This window comes from Streptomyces sp. NPDC020489 (assembly GCF_044386545.1).
Taxonomy (GTDB): domain Bacteria; phylum Actinomycetota; class Actinomycetes; order Streptomycetales; family Streptomycetaceae; genus Streptomyces.
In genome coordinates, this window is sequence record NZ_JBIRUZ010000001.1 from 791458 (window position 1) to 809831 (window position 18374).

An 18374-nucleotide genomic window follows, 5' to 3' on the forward strand; every position below is an offset into this window, starting at 1 on the left:
TCCTCGCACGGGGGAGTGACAGTGCGGTTCGCCGGGCGTGCGGGGGCCGCCGCGCGGGCGCCGTCGGTGGCGGGCGGGCCGGAGTGTCAGTGGCTCGTGGCAGGATCGGGGGCGTGGCAGAGACAGCAGCGAAGCAGACCGACACCAGCCCCGGCGGCACCCGCCCGCGCCTGATGCTCATGGACGGGCACTCGCTGGCCTACCGCGCGTTCTTCGCGCTGCCCGCGGAGAACTTCACGACCGCGACGGGCCAGCCGACGAACGCGATCTACGGCTTCGCCTCGATGCTGGCCAACACCCTGCGCGACGAGGCGCCCACCCACTTCGCGGTGGCCTTCGACGTGTCCCGCAAGACCTGGCGCTCCGAGGAGTTCACGGAGTACAAGGCCAACCGCTCCAAGACCCCGGACGAGTTCAAGGGCCAGGTCGAGCTGATCGGCGAGCTGCTGGACGCGATGCACGTGTCGCGGTTCGCGGTCGACGGCTTCGAGGCCGACGACGTCATCGCCACTCTCGCCACCCAGGCCGAGGCCGCGGGGTTCGACGTGCTGATCGTCACCGGCGACCGTGACTCCTTCCAGCTGGTCAGCGAGCACACCACCGTGCTCTACCCCACCAAGGGCGTCTCCGAGCTGACCCGGTTCACCCCGGAGAAGGTGTTCGAGAAGTACGGCCTGACGCCCGCCCAGTACCCCGACTTCGCGGCCCTGCGCGGCGACCCGTCCGACAACCTGCCCGGCATCCCGGGCGTCGGTGAGAAGACCGCCGCGAAGTGGATCAACCAGTTCGGTTCGTTCGCGGAGCTCGTCGAGCGCGTCGAGGAGGTCAAGGGCAAGGCCGGCCAGAACCTCCGCGACCACCTGGAGTCGGTCAAGCTCAACCGCCGCCTCACCGAGATGGTCCGCACCGTCGAGCTGCCCCGGACGGTCGCCGACCTGGAGCGCGCGCCGTACGACCGCAAGACCCTCGCGATGCTCCTCGACACCCTCGAGATCAGGAACCCCTCGCTGCGCGAGCGGCTGCTGGCCGTCGATCCGGGCGCCGAGGAGGCCGAACCGGCCCCGGCCGCCACCGCCGGCGTGGAGATCGACGGCACCGTCCTCGGCACCGGCGAGCTGGCCGGCTGGCTCGCCGAGCACGGCACCGGCACCCTCGGCGTGGCCACGGTCGACGCCTGGGCGCTGGGCGCCGGCTCGGTCGCCGAGATCGCCCTCGCGGCGCCCGGGGGAGTGGCCGCCTGGGTGGACCCCACCCAGCTCGACGAGGCCGACGAGACGGCGTTCGCCGCCTGGCTGGCCGACGCCGACCGGCCCAAGGTCTTCCACAACGCCAAGGCCGCGATGCGGGTCTTCGCCGAGCACGGCTGGAGCATCGACGGCGTCCGTATGGACACCGCGCTCGCCGCGTACCTGGTCAAGCCGGGGCGCCGCTCCTTCGACCTGGACGCGCTGTCGCTGGAGTACCTGCACCGGGAGCTGGCGCCCGCCGCGGCGGCTGACGGCCAGCTCGCCTTCGGCGCGGACGACGGCGCCGAGGCCGAGGCGCTCATGGTGCAGGCCCAGGCCATCCTGGACCTGGGCGAGGCCTTCGAGACCCGCCTTCAGGAGGTCGGCGCCGCGGACCTCCTGCGCGACATGGAGCTGCCCACCTCCGCCCTGCTGGCCCGCCTGGAGCGGCACGGCATCGCCGCCGACCGGGCCCACCTGGAGGCCATGGAGCAGATGTTCGCCGGGGCCGTCCAGCAGGCCGTGAAGGAGGCCCACGCGGCCGCCGGGCACGAGTTCAACCTGGGCTCGCCCAAGCAGCTCCAGGAGGTCCTCTTCGGCGAGCTGGGTCTGCCGAGGACGAAGAAGACGAAGACCGGCTACACCACCGACGCCGACGCTCTCGCCTGGCTGGCCACCCAGACGGACAACGAACTGCCGGTGATCATGCTCCGGCACCGCGAGCAGGCCAAGCTCCGCGTGACGGTCGAGGGCCTGATCAAGACCATCGCCGCGGACGGCCGTATCCACACCACCTTCAACCAGACGGTGGCGGCGACCGGCCGGCTGTCCTCGACGGACCCGAACCTCCAGAACATCCCGGTCCGCACCGACGAGGGCCGGGCGATCCGCCGCGGGTTCGTGGTCGGCGAGGGCTTCGAGTCCCTGATGACCGCGGACTACAGCCAGATCGAGCTGCGGGTGATGGCCCACCTGTCCGAGGACGAGGGCCTCATCGAGGCGTTCACCTCCGGCGAGGACCTGCACACCACGGTCGCCTCGCAGGTGTTCGCCGTCGAGCGCGACGCCGTCGACGCGGAGATGCGCCGCAAGATCAAGGCGATGTCGTACGGCCTGGCGTACGGGCTGTCCGCCTTCGGCCTCTCCCAGCAGCTGAACATCGAGGCGGGCGAGGCGCGTGCCCTGATGGACACGTACTTCGAGCGCTTCGGCGGGGTGCAGGACTATCTGCGCCGGGCCGTCGACGAGGCTCGGGCGACCGGCTACACGGCGACCCTCTTCGGCCGCCGCCGCTACCTGCCCGACCTCAACAGCGACAACCGCCAGCGCCGTGAGGCCGCCGAGCGGATGGCCCTCAACGCGCCCATCCAGGGCACCGCCGCCGACATCGTCAAGATCGCCATGCTCAACGTCGACAAGGCGCTGCGCGCGGCGGACCTGACCTCCCGCATGCTCCTCCAGGTCCACGACGAAATCGTCCTCGAGATCGCCCCAGGCGAGCGCACGGCGGTCGAGAAACTGGTCCGCCACGAAATGGCGAACGCGGTCCAACTGCGGGCCCCCCTCGACGTCTCGGTAGGCGTAGGCCCGGACTGGGAATCAGCGGCGCACTAGCGGGCCCTGGGGGCGCGGGGAACTGCGCGCCCAGCCCCCACGCACCCCCCGCCTGTCCCCGGCGGGGGGGCGAAGGGCGACGGCGCACCCCCCAGGGGCGCGGGGAACTGCGCGACCAGCCCCCACACACCCGCACCCACCCACGACGCCACGCACCCCCCACCCCCCGGCGGCGGGCGAAGGGCGACGGCGCACCCCCCAGGGGCGCGGGGAACTGCGCGACCAGCCCCCACACACCCGCACCCACCCACGACCCCACGCACCCCCCACCCCCCGGCGGGGGGCGGAGCCCCCTGGGGATGGGACGGGTAAGGGCGGCGGGGGCGAGAACAAGCCCCCCGCCCACCCCCCGTCACCCACGTGGTCCCCGACAACACGCTCCCCACCCCCCGGCCCGTAAAGATGCCGACATGGGTATACGCACGCTCCACCGCCAGACGGCTCCGGCGCAGGCGACCACCGATGCGACCGCGTCCACCCCACCGCCCTCGGTCCCACCCTTCGCGGCAGCGGCCAGCACCGCCCGCGTCCCGACCGACCTGGCCACCACCCTGCGCGGCGCCGCGACCGACCTGCGTCAGCGACTCACCCGGCTGGACTGGCGCCGCCGCGCCGAACAAGCCACCCGCCTGGGCTGGCGCCGCCGCGCCGAACAAGCCACCCGGCTGGACTGGCGCCGCCGCGCAGAGCAGGCCCGCGGCTGTCTCGCACTCCTCCTCACGACACTGCCCCGCTCCCGCCCGGTCCGGACCGTCACCGTGTTCGTCGCGACCACCGCCACGGTCACCGACCGCCCCGACGGCTCAGCTCCCGCCCAGGACCGGGCACCGGGACCGGACGCCACACCCTGACGCCGACGGCGTAGACCAGCACCCCGAGGACCAGCCCCGCGCCCACCCCGAAGCACAGGGTCGGGATGAGCTCCCAGGGCTTCGCGGTGGACCCCCAGTAGTCCCACCACCGCGAGGCCCGCTGGACCGCCCCGACGAGCGCGCAGCCACCGATGACGACGGCGGCCCAGCAGCGGTCCGGCCCGGACAGCGCGGGCACCCCGACCGGCTCGGACGCCGGCGCCCGCCGCAGCGCGTACCCGAGGAACACCGCGATCACCACGGCGGCCGCCGCCGAACTGCCGTACTGGAGATACCAGTACAGCGGCGAGCCCGCGATCGTGTCGCCCAGGACCGGGAACAGGCGCATCCCCCACCGGTCGTGATGGGTGAACGCGTCCCACACGACATGCGTCAGCGCCCCGAGCGCCGCCGAGACGTAACCCCGCACGCCGAGCGAGAGCCGTGCACGCGCGCGGGGCGCGCCGCAGCGCAGCAGGCCGGCCACCCGCCCCTGGCGCCGCGCCGGAAGCAGCGCCACCAGTGGTTCGCGGATCAGCAGCCACAACCCCACCAGGGTCCACGCGACCAGCACGTCGACGGTGAAGACGCCAGGGAACGAGTGGGTGAACGCCCCGAACTCCATCGCCCCCGACAGCGCGCTCGCCGCGAAGTAGGTCATGTCGGGTGCGAAGGACCCCGCCACCAACATCGACGGGACCAGCCCTGCCCGGCCGGTCCCGTCGGTGCGCAGGGCGGGCAGGACAGCGGCCGCGTGGCTCAGAGTGAACGGCAAGAAAGCTCCCCGGTCTGGTCGGTCGGACCGGCTCAGTATGGCCAACTGGTGAAAACCGGGCGCGAACGGGTGCCCGCACAAAGCAAGTTGTCGTAGGGTCGCCTGGGTCACCGCGCCGGGGAGCGAGGTCGGCCGCGGAACCGAACTGAAGAACACGGCAAGGAAACGCTCCACGAGGGCAACCCGCACCACGGGTCGATCGTCACACCATGGCGAGCACGTCGAACGGAGACGGGCGCTCGGGCGTCCACGGGAGGGGTTCACTTTATGTCGGCGCAATTCGGCAGGAGGCTGCGCAAGGGGGCGGTGGCCACCACCGTCGCCGCAGCGGCGGTCGCGGCACTGTCCGCGTCCCAGGCACCCGGGGTGACCGTCGACGGCGACGGCAGATCGACCGCCGCGGACGCCCAGCCCACGCCCGATGTGGCGGCCACCGACTCCGCGACCGGCAACTCCCGCTACTACACGGACCTGCCGCCGCTCACCAGTCCGAACCCCTCGCCGACCGTGGGCACTCCCGTGGTCGGCGGAGCGAGCGAGGCCGGGATCCCCGCGACCGTGCTCGCCGCCTACAAACAGGCCGCCTCCTCCCTCCAGGCCTCCAAGCCCGGCTGCAACCTGCCCTGGCAACTCCTCGCCGCCATCGGCAAGGTGGAGTCCGGCCAGGCGCGCGGCGGCCGCGTCGACGCGGACGGCAACACCATCGGCAGGATCCTCGGCCCGAAGCTGAACGGCCTCGGCTTCGCGCACATCAGCGACACCGACGACGGCGCGTACGACGGCGACAGCGTCTACGACCGGGCCGTCGGGCCGATGCAGTTCATCCCGTCCACCTGGGAGTGGGCCGGTCGCGACGGCAACGGCGACGGCAAGAAGGACCCCAACAACATCTACGACGCGGCGCTCGCGGCCGGTCACTACCTGTGCCGCTTCGGCTGGGATTTGTCCACCCAGTCCGACCTCAACCGCGCGATCCTGAGCTACAACAACTCGCAGGAGTACCTGAACACGGTCCTGTCGTGGCTGGAGTACTACCGCAAGGGCACCCACGAGATCCCCGACGGCACGGGCACCCTGCCCAGCACGCCGAGCGACAGCGGCGCCGACCCCACGCCCCTGCCCCAGGTCCCGTCCACGCCCGGCACGCCCAGTACGCCCGGCAGCCACACCCCGAGCCCGAGCCCCACCCCGCCGTCGCCGAGCCCGACCCCGCCGGCCGATCCGAGCCCGACCCCGCCGCCGAGCCCGAGCCCGACGCCGACCCCGACGGACACCGTGCACCACCTGGAGGACGCGGGCACCGCGAAGCTCACCGCGCAGGCCGGGGACGCCTTCGCCAAGCGGATCAGCACCCGCGCCGAGACCTCGGCCGGAAAGGCGGTCGGCAAGGTGCGGATCCGCTTCACGATCGTCGGGGACACCGACACCACCTTCACCGGTGGGGAGAGCGTCGCCACGGTGGTCACCAACAGCTCCGGCGTGGCCGTCGCGCCCGTGCTGAAGGCGGGCGAGAAGACGGGCACGTTCACCGTCCGTGCCACCGTCGTGGGCCGCGCGGTCAGCGCTCTCGCCTACACCGCGACGGTCACCGAGCGCGTCGCCGACACCCTGGTGCGTACCAGCGACACCGCGCTGACCTGCACCCCGGGCGGCGAGTTCGCCGACCAGGTCGAGGTGAGGGCCACCAGCGACGGCGCCGTCGCGGACGGCGTCGCCGCCACCGCCACCCTCGTCACCTCGGCGGACGACGCGACCGCCAACACCAAGGGCCCCTACTTCAAGGACGCGGCCGGCAAGCCCGTACGCGCCCTCACGGGCCTGGAGACGGACGCGAAGGGTCTGCTCAAGCTCCCGAAGCTCTACGCGGACGACACCACCGGCAGCTTCCTGCTCCGCATCGAGACCGCCGGCGGCGCGTCCCTGACGGTCGAACTGACCGTGGCCGCCGCGGCCGACACCTCGGCCTCCCCGAGCCCGTCGGCGAGCCCGAGCGCGTAGCACGTCCTCGTACGACCAAGGCGGCGCCCCTCCACGCGGGGGGCGCCGTCGTCGTGCGCGACGTGTTCTCATCTCGCCGACCCGTTGCTACGGTGCGGGATCTGACGACCTATCAGTTCCAGTCCGTCGGGAGGCCGCATGCGTGCCCTGATCGCCGCCGCGATCGGCCTGGCCCTCGCACTCGCCCTGGTCCTCACGATCACCGCGATGGGGTCGCCGACCGGTGAGACGTCCCCGAAGCCGCTGCTGACGACGGTGCCGTCACACCCGTGACCGCCCCCGGAGGGAGGCCGAGATGCGCCGCACGGCCAGCCTGATCCTGCTCGCCCTCGCCGTGTTCTTCGCGGCCCTGTCCCCGGGCCTGCGCTGGTACGCCTTCCCGCGCCTGGCCAAGATCCCGGCGAACCACTACCAGGACATGGTCCTGGAGGCCAGGGACGCGACCCTCATGGACACCTCCATGCGGGTCAAGAAGGTCTCCAAGATCACCGTCGTGCAGACCCTCCGGGGCAACGTCGAGGAGTCGGAGAAGATCGAGAGGACCCTCGGCCGGGACGTCGTCGTCTGGGACGGCCTGTCCTACGCCCAGGGTCCCGACGGCGAACAGGTCGCCCACATCCCCGAGCGGTACATCTTCGACGCCCACACCCAGGAACCGATCCACGCCACCGGCGAGATGGTCGACGGCGACCCGGTCACACGCGAGGGCCTCGAGTTCAAGTGGCCCTTCCTGACCGAGAAACGGGACTACGAGTACTTCGACGCCCAGACCCGCACCTCCAGCCCCATCCACTACCGGGGCACCCAGGACTTCCGCGGCCTGGAGGTCTACTACTTCGAGCAGACCATTCCCTGGACCCAGGTGAAGTGGCCCAAGAAGCTGCCCATCGCGGGCATCACCGCCGAGCAGCTCGCCAAGACGGGTACGACCCGCTGGTACACCACGGTCCGCAAGTTCTGGGTCGAACCCGTCACCGGCGCCCCCGTCTACGGCGAGGAGATCCACCGGGAGGAACTGCGCGGCGGCACCCTCCTCGGCGACCGCGACAAGGTGACGGCCTTCGCCGGGCACGTGAAGATGCGCGAGGACTACATCGAGCACACCGTCGACATGGTCCGCTCCCAGCGCACCCTGCTCCTCCTCATGACCTCCTACCTCCCCTGGGGCTTCGCGGCCCTCGGAGTGCTCCTGGTCGCCCTGTCGCTCTACCTGGAGGCGCGCAGCCGCCGCCCGGACGAACCGGAACCCGCCGACGACTCCGCACCCGAACCGGTCACCGCCTGAGCCGCGCGTTGGTGTGCCGCGTCGGCTCGGCGCCCGCCGGGTCCTCGGGCCACGGATGCTTCGGATACCGGCCGCGCAGCTCCGCCCGGACCCCCTTGTAGCCGTCCTTCCAGAAGGACGCCAGATCGGCGGTGACGGCGACGGGGCGCCCGGCGGGGGAGAGCAGATGGACGAGCAGCGGCACCCCGGCGACCACGGGGGACTCCTGAAGCCCGAACATCTCCTGCAACTTGACCGCGAGTACGGGTTGCTCGGGATCCGTGTAGTCGATCCGGATCCTGGACCCACTGGGCACGGTGATCCGCTCGGGGGCGAGCTCGTCGAGCCGCGCGGCCTCTCCCGAGGTCCACGGCAGCAGCCGGCCCAGCGCCGCCCCGGCATCGATCCGCGCCAGGTCGGCCCGCCGCCGGGCCCGGCTCAGCTCCGGCTCCAGCCACTCGTCCACGCGCGCGTGGAGAGCGGCGTCACCGACGTCCGGCCACGGCTCACCGACATGCAGCCGCACAAAGGCCAGCCGCCGCCGCAGTACGTCGGCCTCGGGCGACCAGCGCAACAGCCGCAGCCCTTCCCTCCGCAGCCCCTCGACCAGCGCGTCGCGTACGAGAGCGGCGTCCGGGTTCCTGAGCGGGCGCACCGTCAGCTCGATCGCCCCCAGCCGCTCCACCCGGCGCGCGACGACGTCACCGTCGGCCCAGTGCACCTCGTCCCGTTCGTCGAGCAGTGCCTGGGCGGCGTGCCGCGCGGTGTCCTCGTCCACGGCCGCACCGAGCTGCACGCGCGCGTGCCCCTTCCCCACGGGACGGTCGGCGACCGCGACGGCGATCCACGGGGTGCCGCGCAGCGCACCGCCGTCACGGACCTCCGCGCGGGTGCCGGAGACCATGAGATGGGAGCCGCCGTCGGCTCTGGCGACCCGCTCGGGGAAGGCGAGGGCGGCGACGAGTCCGGCGAGGGCGTCATCGGTGCGAGAAGGCGAGGGGGCCGGGTCGGGCGCGAGGGCCTGAAGCCGCCGTACCTCCGCCCGCCAGCGCCCCGCGTAGGCGTCACCCCCGCGCCGGGCCGTCCGTACCGCGGCCGCCAGGTCGTCCCCGTACTCCCGCGGCGGCTCCTCACTCAGCAGCGCGACCACCTCGGCCACCTCACGCGAGGCCCCCGCGTCCAGCAGGGCCCGTCCCAGCCGGGGGTGCACCCCCAGCCGCGCGAGTCGCACCCCTCGCTCCGTGGCCCGCCCGCCGGGATCCACCGCCCCGATCGCCGACAGCACGCTCCGCGCGGCGGCCATCGCACCGGCCGGCGGCGGGTCCAGCAGCGCCAGCCCGCCGGCGTCGGGGTCGCCCCAGCAGGCCGCCTGGAGGGCGAACGCCGTCAGGTCGGCCACCTTGATCTCCGGCGCCGGGAACAGCGGCAGACGGGCGTCCTCGGCCTCCGCCCAGCAGCGGTACACCGTTCCGGGCGCCTCCCGCCCGGCCCGCCCCGCGCGCTGTCGCCCCGCCGCCCGGGAGGCCCGCACCGTGGCCAGCGCGCTCAGCCCGCGCGCGTGGTCGACCCGCGGCTCGCGCGCGAGTCCCGCGTCCACGACCACCCGCACCCCGGGCACCGTCAGCGAGGACTCGGCCACGGAGGTCGCCAGCACCACCCGGCGCCGCTCACCGGGCGCCAGCACCGCTTCCTGCGTGGCCGCGGGGGCCCGGCCGTGGACCTGGAGCACCTCCACGTCACCCAGGCCGCCCAGCTGCCCGGCGACCCGCGCGATCTCGCCCACGCCCGGCAGGAAGCACAGCACGTCCCCCTCCCGCTCGGCCAGCGCCCGCCGCACCACGGACGCCACATGCGTCAGCAGCGCCGGATCCACCCGCATCCCGTGCGGCGGCCGCACCGGCCGTACCGGCGGCGCCCAGACCACCTCCACCGGATGCGCCACGCCCGCCGCCTCGACCACCGGCGCCCCGCCCAGCAGCCGCGACCAGCCCTCCGCGTCGGTCGTCGCCGATGCCGCCACCAGCCGCAGCTCCGGCCGCAGCGCCTGCCGTACGTCCCACAGGAAGGCCGCCGACGTGTCCGCGTCCAGATGCCGCTCGTGACACTCGTCCAGGACCACCGCGTCGACGCCCGCGAGCTCCTGGTCCCGCTGGAGCCGCTGGAGCAGCACACCGGTCGTGACGACCTCCACGCGCGTGTGCCGCCCCACGACCCGCTCCCCGCGCACGGTGTAGCCGACGTGTCCGCCGACCTTCTCGCCCAGCAGCCACGCCATCCGCCGCGCAGCGGCACGGGCGGCGATCCGGCGCGGCTCGGCCACGACGACCCGCCGCGCGGGAGCGCCGGGCTCCAGCAGGCCCGCCAGGGCGAGCGGCACGAGGGTCGTCTTGCCGGTCCCGGGCGGGGCGACGAGGACCGCCGTGCCGTGTCCCTCCAGGGCGTCGGTCAGCTCGGGCAGGGCGTCGCGTACCGGGAGGGCGTCGAGGGCGTCGTAACGGATCACACGGTCAGTCTCGTACGCACACGAAGATCGCCGAGCCCGGGATCAGATTCCCGCGCAGCGGCGACCAGCCACCCCACTCGGAGGTGTTCCAGGCCGGCCACTCCGGCTCGACCAGGTCGACGAGACGGAACCCGGCGGCCACCACGTCCCGCACCCGGTCGCCGATCGTGCGGTGGTGCTCCACGTACACGGCCCGGCCGCTGTCGTCCTGCTCGACATAAGGCGTGCGGTCGAAGTACGAGGCGGAGACGGTCAGCCCCTCGGGGCCGGGCTCGTCGGGGAAGGCCCAGCGGATGGGGTGGGTCACCGAGAACACGAAACGGCCGCCCGGCCGCAGCACCCGGCGCACCTCCTTCAGGACCAGCACCGGCTCCGCCACGAACGGCAGCGCCCCATAGGCCGAGCACGCCAGGTCGAAGGAGGCGTCCGCGAAGGGCAGGGCGCCGGCGTCGGCGCAGACCAGGGGGAACGTGCCGCCGATGCGCAGGGCGTGCTGGAGCTGCCGGTGGGAGATGTCGAGCGCGACCGGGCGGGCACCTTGGGCGGCCAGCCAGCGCGAGCACTGGGCCGCCCCGGCGCCGATCTCCAGGACCTCCCTGCCCTTCAGCTCCTCCGGCGGGCCGAGCAGCTCGGCCTCCACCTCGTCCAGACCCTCGGGACCCCACACGAAACGGTCGTCGCCGAGGAAGGTGCCGTGCTCGACCTGGTAGTCGTCGGCGTTGCGGTCCCACCAGCCCCGGTTGGCCCGGGAGCTCTCCGTGACGTCCGCCGTGCGCCGGACGGCGTCCGGCTCGTCGTCGTGGGGTGACTGCGGCTCGGGCGATACGCGCTCTTGGATGATCGGCTCCCTCGTCGTACTCTTCCGTCCAACCCGTCGACGGAGGCCGTCACGAAAGGGGCACCATCGGGCCCGCGTGGCCTCGTGAGACAGGTTTTGTGCCGGGTATGCGGCGATCCGCCCCGGGTGTGCGCCTTCGCGCATTGACCCTGCCCGGCTGCCCCCGTATGCTACAAGTTGCGCTGCGGGCCTGCGCACCTCAGACGTAGCAGGCTGCGCTCGCATCTGTTGTATGTCCCCTCGGTTGTCGAGGCGCCGCCAGAGCTTTCTCGGTGTGGCGCTTCCTTGGCTGTCCGGCTTCTTCAGAGCGAAACGGGCTCCCGGCGTAAGCAGTACCTACGACTCTCTGTCCGTACCGGAGCCCTTTCCCACATGACGAGCAGCACCGAGACCACCTCTACCACCCCGCAGGTAGCGGTCAACGACATCGGTAACGAGGAAGCCTTCCTCGCCGCGATCGACGAGACGATCAAGTACTTCAACGACGGCGACATCGTCGACGGCGTCATCGTGAAGGTCGACCGGGACGAGGTCCTGCTCGACATCGGTTACAAGACCGAAGGTGTCATCCCGAGCCGCGAGCTCTCGATCAAGCACGACGTCGACCCCAACGAGGTCGTCGCCGTCGGTGACGAGATCGAAGCCCTTGTTCTCCAGAAGGAGGACAAGGAAGGCCGCCTGATCCTCTCGAAGAAGCGCGCCCAGTACGAGCGTGCCTGGGGCACCATCGAGAAGATCAAGGAAGAGGACGGCATCGTCACCGGTACCGTCATCGAGGTCGTCAAGGGTGGTCTCATCCTCGACATCGGCCTCCGTGGCTTCCTGCCGGCCTCCCTCGTCGAGATGCGCCGCGTTCGCGACCTCCAGCCCTACGTGGGCAAGGAGCTCGAGGCGAAGATCATCGAGCTGGACAAGAACCGCAACAACGTGGTCCTGTCCCGCCGCGCCTGGCTGGAGCAGACCCAGTCCGAGGTCCGCCAGACGTTCCTCACGACCCTCCAGAAGGGTCAGGTCCGCTCCGGCGTGGTCTCCTCGATCGTCAACTTCGGTGCCTTCGTGGACCTGGGTGGCGTCGACGGTCTGGTCCACGTCTCCGAGCTCTCCTGGAAGCACATCGACCACCCCTCCGAGGTTGTCGAGGTCGGCCAGGAAGTCACCGTCGAGGTCCTCGACGTCGACATGGACCGCGAGCGTGTCTCCCTGTCGCTGAAGGCGACCCAGGAAGACCCGTGGCAGCAGTTCGCCCGGACCCACCAGATCGGTCAGGTCGTGCCCGGCAAGGTCACGAAGCTGGTTCCGTTCGGTGCGTTCGTCCGCGTGGACGAGGGCATCGAGGGTCTGGTCCACATCTCCGAGCTGGCCGAGCGCCACGTGGAGATCCCGGAGCAGGTCGTCCAGGTCAACGACGAGATCTTCGTCAAGGTCATCGACATCGACCTCGAGCGCCGTCGCATCAGCCTCTCGCTGAAGCAGGCCAACGAGGCGTTCGGTTCCGACCCGGCCTCGGTCGAGTTCGACCCGACCCTGTACGGCATGGCCGCGTCGTACGACGACCAGGGCAACTACATCTACCCCGAGGGCTTCGACCCCGAGACCAACGACTGGCTCGAGGGCTACGAGACCCAGCGCGAGGCGTGGGAGCACCAGTACGCCGAGGCGCAGACCCGCTTCGAGCAGCACCAGCAGCAGGTCATCAAGAGCCGCGAGGCCGACGCTGCCGCCGCTGCCGAGGGTGGCGACACCGCCGGTGCGGCTCCGGTCGCGGGTGGCGGTGGCGGTTCGTACTCCTCCGAGGGTGCGGACACCTCCGGTGCCCTGGCTTCCGACGAGGCGCTCGCCGCGCTTCGCGAGAAGCTCGCGGGTGGCCAGAGCTGAACGCTCACTGAGCACTAGCTCCTGACTGAGGGGCCGTACCTTTCGAGGTGCGGCCCCTCAGCCGTGCCCGGAACAGAGCGCTCCCGCGCGTGCGAGCGGCGCCGACCGGGTACGTACTCGGCACGGCCGTCACGAAGGCCGCCGACGCGGGACCGACACCGCGTGCCCACGTACCCGCGTATCGGCGTCATGGCGCCCCCGGTCCGACACCGTCGTCGACATCCCGCACACCGGTGACAGCCCGGCTCCCCGCACCCTCCCCCCAAGGTCGCGACGGCCTCCACGCGCGCGTGCCCGGCCTCGTGACGCAGTGGAGCGGGGCAGGAGCGGGCGGCAAGAGGTGCCTGATCAGGGCCACGAGCGGGAATGCCCACGTCCCAGGGCGCGTTGTGCAGTACGAACACGAGGAGGAGCGGTCACTGTGCTTGATCCGCAGGGTTTGTACGCATGGGAGCCGAAGGGCCTGGCCGTCGTCGACATGGCACTCGCCCAGGAGTCGGCCGGCCTTGTCATGCTCTACCACTTCGACGGATACATCGACGCGGGCGAGACCGGCGACCAGATCGTCGACCGGGTCCTCGACTCGCTGCCCCACCAGGTCGTCGCCCGGTTCGACCACGACCGGCTCGTGGACTACCGCGCCCGCCGCCCGCTGCTGACCTTCAAGCGCGACAGCTGGACGGACTACGAGGAGCCCACCATCGACGTGCGGCTCGTCCAGGACGCCACCGGGGCGCCCTTCCTGCTGCTGTCCGGACCCGAGCCGGACGTGGAGTGGGAGCGCTTCGCGGCGGCCGTCCAGCAGATCGTGGAGCGGCTCGGCGTCCGACTGTCGGTGAACTTCCACGGCATCCCCATGGGCGTCCCGCACACCCGCCCCGTCGGCCTGACCCCGCACGGAAACCGCAACGACCTCGTGCCGGGCCACCGCAGCCCCTTCGACGAGGCGCAGGTCCCCGGCAGCGCCGAGGCGCTCGTCGAGTACCGCCTCATGGAGGCCGGGCACGACGTCCTCGGCGTCGCCGCGCACGTGCCGCACTACATCGCCCGCTCCCCGTACCCGGACGCGGCACTGACCGTCGTGGAGGCCATCACGGCCGCCACCGGCCTGGTCCTGCCCGGCATCGCGCACTCCCTGCGCACGGACGCGCACCGCACCCAGACCGAGATCGACCGCCAGATCCAGGAGGGCGACGAGGACCTGGTCGCCCTCGTCCAGGGCCTCGAGCACCAGTACGACGCCGCGGCGGGCGCCGAGACCCGGGGCAACATGCTCGCGGAGCCGGCGGACATCCCGTCGGCGGACGAGATCGGGCGCGAGTTCGAGAAGTTCCTGGCGGAGCGGGAGGGCGACGGCTGAATCCGGGCGGCGGCTGAGCCCGGGCGGCGGCTGAGCCTGGGCGACGGCGGCCTGTCGGGTTCGGTGCCGGGTGATCCGGTGGCGCGACGGCCGATCGGGTTTGGTGCCCGGTGATCGGATGGCGCGGGGGCCTGTCGGGTTTGGCGCCGGGTGATCGGATGGCGCGAGGGCTGATTCGATAGGGTGCCGGTGACCGCGGCCCGCCCTTCTCCGCTGACGTGGAGATGATCCGGTGGGCGTCACCGGTGGTATGACCGGCGGTATCGGAGTCGGCAAGTTCTCCCCGCGTCGGCGGGGGTCGTGAGGGTGGAGGCGCGGCCATGCTGTCCGTGGGGCTGACCGGCGGTATCGGCGCCGGCAAGAGCGAGGTGTCGCGGCTGCTCGTCGAGTGCGGTGCCGTGCTGATCGACGCGGACCGCATCGCGCGTGAGGTCGTCGAGCCCGGTACGCCCGGGCTGGACGCCATCGTCGAGGCCTTCGGACCCGAGGTGCTCGCCGCCGACGGTGCTCTGGACCGGCCGAAGCTGGGCTCCATCGTCTTCGCCGACCCCGACCGGCTCGCCGTACTGAACGCGATCGTGCACCCGCTGGTCGGCGCCCGCTCGCGCGAGCTGGAGTCGGCCGCCGCCGCGGACGCGGTCGTCGTCCACGACGTCCCGCTCCTCACCGAGAACGGCCTCGCGCCCCTGTACGACGTCGTGGTCGTGGTCGACGCCAGCCCCGAGACGCAACTGGACCGCCTGGTCACCCTGCGCGGCATGACCGAGGAGGACGCCCGCGCGCGGATGGCCGCCCAGGCGACCCGCGAGAAGCGCCTGGAGATCGCCGACATCGTCATCGACAACGACGTCCCCCTGGACGACCTGCGGCGCCGGGTGAAGGACGTATGGGTCGATCTCGCACGACGGGCGCGCGCGTCCCACGACCCGTCCCTACCGCCCCAGGAATAGCGGCCCCCGGTCCGGGCGTTGAACCCCCTGAGTGAGGGAAGGACTCTGCCGTGCCCGAGACCAGCGGTTCGACCGGACGTACCCCGGAGACGCATGTCATCGACTTCCGTGCCGCCGAGCAGCTGCTCGCCGCGCGGGACCCGCAGGGTGCGGTGAAACTGCTCGACCAGGTCATCGCCGCGCACCCCGAGAACACCGCCGCCCGCCTGCTGCGCGCGCGTGCCTTCTTCGCGGCGGCGCAACTGCGGCCCGCCGAGTTGGAGTTCACCATCGTCCTGGAGCGCGAGCCGGACAACGCGTTCGCCCACTTCGCGCTCGCCCGGACCTACGAGCGGCAGGCACGCCCCGAGCAGGCCAAGCGCCACTTCCGGCTGGCCGCCGCGCTGGACCCGAACCCGGAGTACCTGAAGGCGGCGCGGTTCGAGTCGTGACGGCTCGCCGGGCCTGGGGTTCTGCCGGGCCTGGGGTTCCGCCGAGGGCAATCGCAAGGTGCCGTCACGGCTGCCGGATCTCCGGCTCTCCGTTCCGTCACCGGTTCCCCGGCGGTCGGTAGGGCGGGATGCCGGGGCCTGGCTGGTAGTGCGGGCCCTGGCGGATGTGCCGGACGATCAGGGTGAGATCCACGGTGATCACCAGCCACAGCACCCCGCAGGCGACGGCCCACCCGGTGCGGCCCGCCAGCGCGAACGCCGCCGTGCCGAAGGTGGCCCAGGCAAGCCCCCACACGCTCAGCCAGAAGCGCGCCCGCAGCGCACTGCGCGCGGTCGTCGGCTCACTGCCGGTACGCATCGGGATCATCACTCCTTCTTGAAACATACTCTTCGGTGCGAAGTACGCCAAAAGCCCCGACTGCGGGGTAGGGCCCTGCGATACCGGACGCCTATGACCCGCCCGAGGTGCTGCTGGACCTCGCGGTACCCCATCCGGACATCGACGAACTGATCGCGTCGCGCCGGACACGCATGGCGGACGCCGGGGCGACGCGGCCGCGGCTCTGCGGCATGTGGTGTCGTTCCGTGCGTAACTCGTACGGGTGAAGGCGTTCGGGTGGGGAACGGCCGTGCGGTTGTGGTCCGTTGGACGGGCATGGAAATGAAAATGCGTGAGGGGTACGAGGGGACCGGACCGGGCGCGATCACTCCCGACGGCTGTGCGGTGGAGTTGTACGCACGGCTGCCGGTGGGGGAGGAACCCGACATCATCGCTGCGGCGGTGCCGGCGGGGGCGCACATCCTGGAGCTCGGCTGCGGTGTGGGGCGGATGACCCATCCACTGCTGGAGCGGGGCTTCACGGTGACCGCGGTGGACGAGTCCCCACAGATGCTGGAGCGCGTCCGCGGGGCCCGCACGATATGCGCCCCGGTCGAAGGCCTCGACCTGGGTGAGACGTTCGACGTGGTGATGCTCGCGTCGTTCCTGGTGCACGCCGGTGACGCCGAGGTGCGGCGGGGACTGCTGCGCGCCTGTACCCGGCATGTCGCGGACGGCGGGTGCGTGCTGATCCAGCGGGAGGGCGCGGACTACCACACCAATCTGCCGCGCGAGCGGGTCGACCCCGCCGGCTTCACCGTGCGGATGGTGTCGGCGGAGCCGGTCGGCGACGGGGTGAACTCGGTGCGCGCGGAGTACGAGTTCCCGGACGCGGTGTGGACCCAGACGTTCCTGGCCCGGCCGTTGACCAAGGAGCAGTTCGAGGAGGCGTTGGGGGAGGCGGGGCTGCGAGTGGACAAGTACCTGACGGACGACGGGACATGGGTGCGGGCGGTGCCGGTGGACAGGGCCTGATTCAGCGGTTGGCTCGGCGATGAGTTTTCGCGTGGGAGGCGGTCTACCTCTCTGACAGCACAACGGACCGCTTCACCACAGGAGACCCCGATGTCCGAGACCACCCTCCCCGTCGCCGCCGCCACCTCCGCCTCCGGTGGGGCCGGGGCCGTCGTCGCTGAGTCCGCGACCCCCCGTGGCCGTCGGGCCCGCATCGCCCTGCGCACTCTTCAGGTGGTGCTCGCCCTGTTCTACGCCGTCGCGAGCGCCCTGCCCAAGCTCATCGCGCACCCTTCGGCCTCCGAGGGCTTCGCCGAGATGGGCTGGGGAGACGCCGGCATGTACACCATCGGCGTGCTCGAACTGGCCGGTGCCGTCGCGCTGTTGGTCCCGCTGCTCCAGTCGGTGGCCGCGGTGGCGCTGAGCGCGCTGATGGTGGGCGCGTTCGTCGTCCAGGTCTCCGTCTTCGACGGTGAGAACGCCGCGACGCCTCTCATCCTGATCGTGCCGCTGGCCCTCATCGCCTGGGCCCGGCGGGAGCAGAACGCGCGGCTGCTGCGAGTGGTGCGGGGACGCGCCTGAGCGCGAGGCCGACGCCGCCGGCGACGTCGGCGCACGAGGCGATGACGTCCGGTGGGCCTGAGGGCCTGGTCCGGACGTCATCGCCGTGGGCGTGGGGCGTGGGTAGCCAGCCTTGGGGGCGCGGGGGCAGGGCGGGTGGGGGGTGGGGGGGGGAGGGCGGGGTGCCTCCCCCCGGCTCCTGTCATTGGCACCGGCACCGCGCGGGAGCCGTGGTCAGTGGCCCCCGGGGGCGCCGCCGAGGCCGCCGAGTCCGCGGAGGCGTTCCAGCTCGCGGCGGTCGCGCTTGGTGGGTCGGCCGGTGCCTCGGTCGCGGATGCCGGCGGGGGCGATGGCTTCGCGGGGCGGGGGCGGAGGGCTGTTGTCGATGTAGCACTGGGCGGCCACGGGCGCACCGACGCGCTTGCGGATGAGGCGCTTGACGAAGACGATCCGCTCACGGCCCTCGTGCACCAGCCGCACCTCGTCGCCGACCCGGAGGGAGTGGGCCGGCTTGACGCGGTCGCCGTTCACCCGGACATGGCCCCCCTTGCAGGCGGCGGAGCCGACGGAGCGGGTCTTGACCAGGCGTACGGACCAGATCCAGCTGTCGACGCGGACGGTCTCCCCGTGCTGGGGCCCCGCGGCCTCGGCGGCGGCCACAGCGGCGGCGACCGCCGGGTCCTCGGCCCTGGTCGAGGGCGCCGCCTCGCTCCCCGCCCCCGTCACGGGGGTGCCGGGCGGGTTGGTTGCGTCGGTGTCCGCGTGTTCAGCAGCCATGTCACGACCTTAGCCCTT

Annotated in this window: 16 protein-coding genes; 11 read left to right on the top strand and 5 right to left on the bottom strand. The window is 72.3% G+C overall.

Annotated elements, in window-relative coordinates; all coding sequences use genetic code 11:
* Positions 1–113 precede the first annotated feature (113 nt).
* Positions 114–2840, top strand: coding sequence for a DNA polymerase I (gene polA / locus ACH41F_RS03545; RefSeq protein ID WP_391230190.1), 2727 nt, complete (start codon positions 114–116; stop codon positions 2838–2840).
* A gap of 410 nt (positions 2841–3250) precedes the next feature.
* Positions 3251–3691, top strand: a complete 441-nt coding sequence (locus ACH41F_RS03550) for a hypothetical protein (RefSeq protein WP_398832603.1) — start codon at positions 3251–3253, stop codon at positions 3689–3691.
* On the opposite strand, the gene ACH41F_RS03555 is transcribed toward ACH41F_RS03550, so the two are convergent.
* Positions 3624–4466, bottom strand: a complete 843-nt coding sequence (locus ACH41F_RS03555) for a DUF4184 family protein (RefSeq protein WP_391230194.1) — start codon at positions 4464–4466, stop codon at positions 3624–3626. The genes ACH41F_RS03550 and ACH41F_RS03555 overlap by 68 nt on opposite strands.
* Positions 4467–4733: 267 nt before the next feature.
* Here ACH41F_RS03555 and ACH41F_RS03560 point away from each other — a divergent pair, with 267 nt between their 5' ends.
* The 3 genes from ACH41F_RS03560 to ACH41F_RS03570 all read left to right on the top strand — a co-directional run bounded on the left by ACH41F_RS03560 (position 4734) and on the right by ACH41F_RS03570 (position 7749).
* Positions 4734–6464, top strand: a complete 1731-nt coding sequence (locus tag ACH41F_RS03560; RefSeq protein WP_398832605.1) for a lytic transglycosylase domain-containing protein — start codon at positions 4734–4736, stop codon at positions 6462–6464.
* A gap of 138 nt (positions 6465–6602) precedes the next feature.
* A complete protein-coding gene (locus ACH41F_RS03565; RefSeq protein WP_391230198.1) occupies positions 6603–6737 on the top strand; it encodes an SPW_0924 family protein in 135 nt (44 codons plus the stop codon).
* Positions 6738–6759: 22 nt separating this feature from the next.
* Complete coding sequence (locus ACH41F_RS03570; protein WP_398832607.1) at positions 6760–7749, top strand: DUF3068 domain-containing protein; 990 nt, start codon at positions 6760–6762, stop codon at positions 7747–7749.
* On the opposite strand, the gene hrpB is transcribed toward ACH41F_RS03570, so the two are convergent.
* Together hrpB and ACH41F_RS03580 are read right to left on the bottom strand one after the other, a co-directional pair.
* Positions 7739–10231, bottom strand: a complete 2493-nt coding sequence (hrpB, locus tag ACH41F_RS03575; protein WP_398832609.1) for an ATP-dependent helicase HrpB — start codon at positions 10229–10231, stop codon at positions 7739–7741. The two genes, ACH41F_RS03570 and hrpB, sit on opposite strands and share 11 nt — an antisense overlap.
* A gap of 4 nt (positions 10232–10235) precedes the next feature.
* The gene (locus ACH41F_RS03580) at positions 10236–11213 is read right to left on the bottom strand and encodes a class I SAM-dependent methyltransferase (protein ID WP_398832611.1); all 978 of its coding nucleotides are present in this window, start codon (positions 11211–11213) and stop codon (positions 10236–10238) included.
* 228 nt (positions 11214–11441) lie between these two features.
* On the opposite strand from ACH41F_RS03580, the gene rpsA reads away from it, so the two are divergent.
* The 4 genes from rpsA (at position 11442) to ACH41F_RS03600 (ending at position 15685) form a co-directional block, all read left to right on the top strand.
* Positions 11442–12944 (top strand): 30S ribosomal protein S1, encoded by a 1503-nt coding sequence (rpsA, locus tag ACH41F_RS03585; RefSeq protein ID WP_391230207.1) that lies wholly within the window; start codon positions 11442–11444, stop codon positions 12942–12944.
* A 421-nt stretch (positions 12945–13365) separates the two neighbouring features.
* Entirely contained in the window at positions 13366–14304 is a 939-nt protein-coding gene (locus ACH41F_RS03590; RefSeq protein WP_391230209.1) for a PAC2 family protein, read from the top strand.
* Positions 14305–14624: 320 nt separating this feature from the next.
* Positions 14625–15254 (top strand): dephospho-CoA kinase, encoded by a 630-nt coding sequence (gene coaE, locus ACH41F_RS03595; protein ID WP_391230211.1) that lies wholly within the window; start codon positions 14625–14627, stop codon positions 15252–15254.
* Between the two features lie 50 nt (positions 15255–15304).
* Complete coding sequence (locus ACH41F_RS03600; protein ID WP_398832614.1) at positions 15305–15685, top strand: tetratricopeptide repeat protein; 381 nt, start codon at positions 15305–15307, stop codon at positions 15683–15685.
* A gap of 97 nt (positions 15686–15782) precedes the next feature.
* Here the strand turns inward: ACH41F_RS03600 and ACH41F_RS03605 are convergent, their stop codons facing one another.
* Positions 15783–16052 carry a DUF6343 family protein gene (locus ACH41F_RS03605; protein ID WP_391230215.1) on the bottom strand — a complete coding sequence of 90 codons (270 nt, stop codon included), beginning with the start codon at positions 16050–16052 and terminating at the stop codon, positions 15783–15785.
* A 300-nt stretch (positions 16053–16352) separates the two neighbouring features.
* Between ACH41F_RS03605 and ACH41F_RS03610 the strand changes: the two genes are divergently transcribed.
* Positions 16353–17039 carry a methyltransferase domain-containing protein gene (locus tag ACH41F_RS03610; RefSeq protein WP_391230217.1) on the top strand — a complete coding sequence of 229 codons (687 nt, stop codon included), beginning with the start codon at positions 16353–16355 and terminating at the stop codon, positions 17037–17039.
* Between the two features lie 90 nt (positions 17040–17129).
* Entirely contained in the window at positions 17130–17600 is a 471-nt protein-coding gene (locus tag ACH41F_RS03615) for a DoxX family protein (protein ID WP_398832617.1), read from the top strand.
* A gap of 213 nt (positions 17601–17813) precedes the next feature.
* On the opposite strand, the gene ACH41F_RS03620 is transcribed toward ACH41F_RS03615, so the two are convergent.
* Entirely contained in the window at positions 17814–18356 is a 543-nt protein-coding gene (locus tag ACH41F_RS03620; protein ID WP_398832620.1) for an RNA-binding S4 domain-containing protein, read from the bottom strand.
* Positions 18357–18374: the final 18 nt, after the last annotated feature.

Coding starts and splice junctions, on each gene's coding strand:
- ACH41F_RS03550 (WP_398832603.1), top strand. CDS start 3,251: ATGGGTATACGCACGCTCCACCGCCAGACGGCTCCGGCGCAGGCGACC.
- ACH41F_RS03560 (WP_398832605.1), top strand. CDS start 4,734: ATGTCGGCGCAATTCGGCAGGAGGCTGCGCAAGGGGGCGGTGGCCACC.
- ACH41F_RS03565 (WP_391230198.1), top strand. CDS start 6,603: ATGCGTGCCCTGATCGCCGCCGCGATCGGCCTGGCCCTCGCACTCGCC.
- ACH41F_RS03570 (WP_398832607.1), top strand. CDS start 6,760: ATGCGCCGCACGGCCAGCCTGATCCTGCTCGCCCTCGCCGTGTTCTTC.
- ACH41F_RS03580 (WP_398832611.1), bottom strand. CDS start 11,213: ATGCGCGAAGGCGCACACCCGGGGCGGATCGCCGCATACCCGGCACAA.
- rpsA (WP_391230207.1), top strand. CDS start 11,442: ATGACGAGCAGCACCGAGACCACCTCTACCACCCCGCAGGTAGCGGTC.
- coaE (WP_391230211.1), top strand. CDS start 14,625: ATGCTGTCCGTGGGGCTGACCGGCGGTATCGGCGCCGGCAAGAGCGAG.
- ACH41F_RS03605 (WP_391230215.1), bottom strand. CDS start 16,052: ATGATCCCGATGCGTACCGGCAGTGAGCCGACGACCGCGCGCAGTGCG.
- ACH41F_RS03610 (WP_391230217.1), top strand. CDS start 16,353: ATGCGTGAGGGGTACGAGGGGACCGGACCGGGCGCGATCACTCCCGAC.
- ACH41F_RS03615 (WP_398832617.1), top strand. CDS start 17,130: ATGTCCGAGACCACCCTCCCCGTCGCCGCCGCCACCTCCGCCTCCGGT.
- ACH41F_RS03620 (WP_398832620.1), bottom strand. CDS start 18,356: ATGGCTGCTGAACACGCGGACACCGACGCAACCAACCCGCCCGGCACC.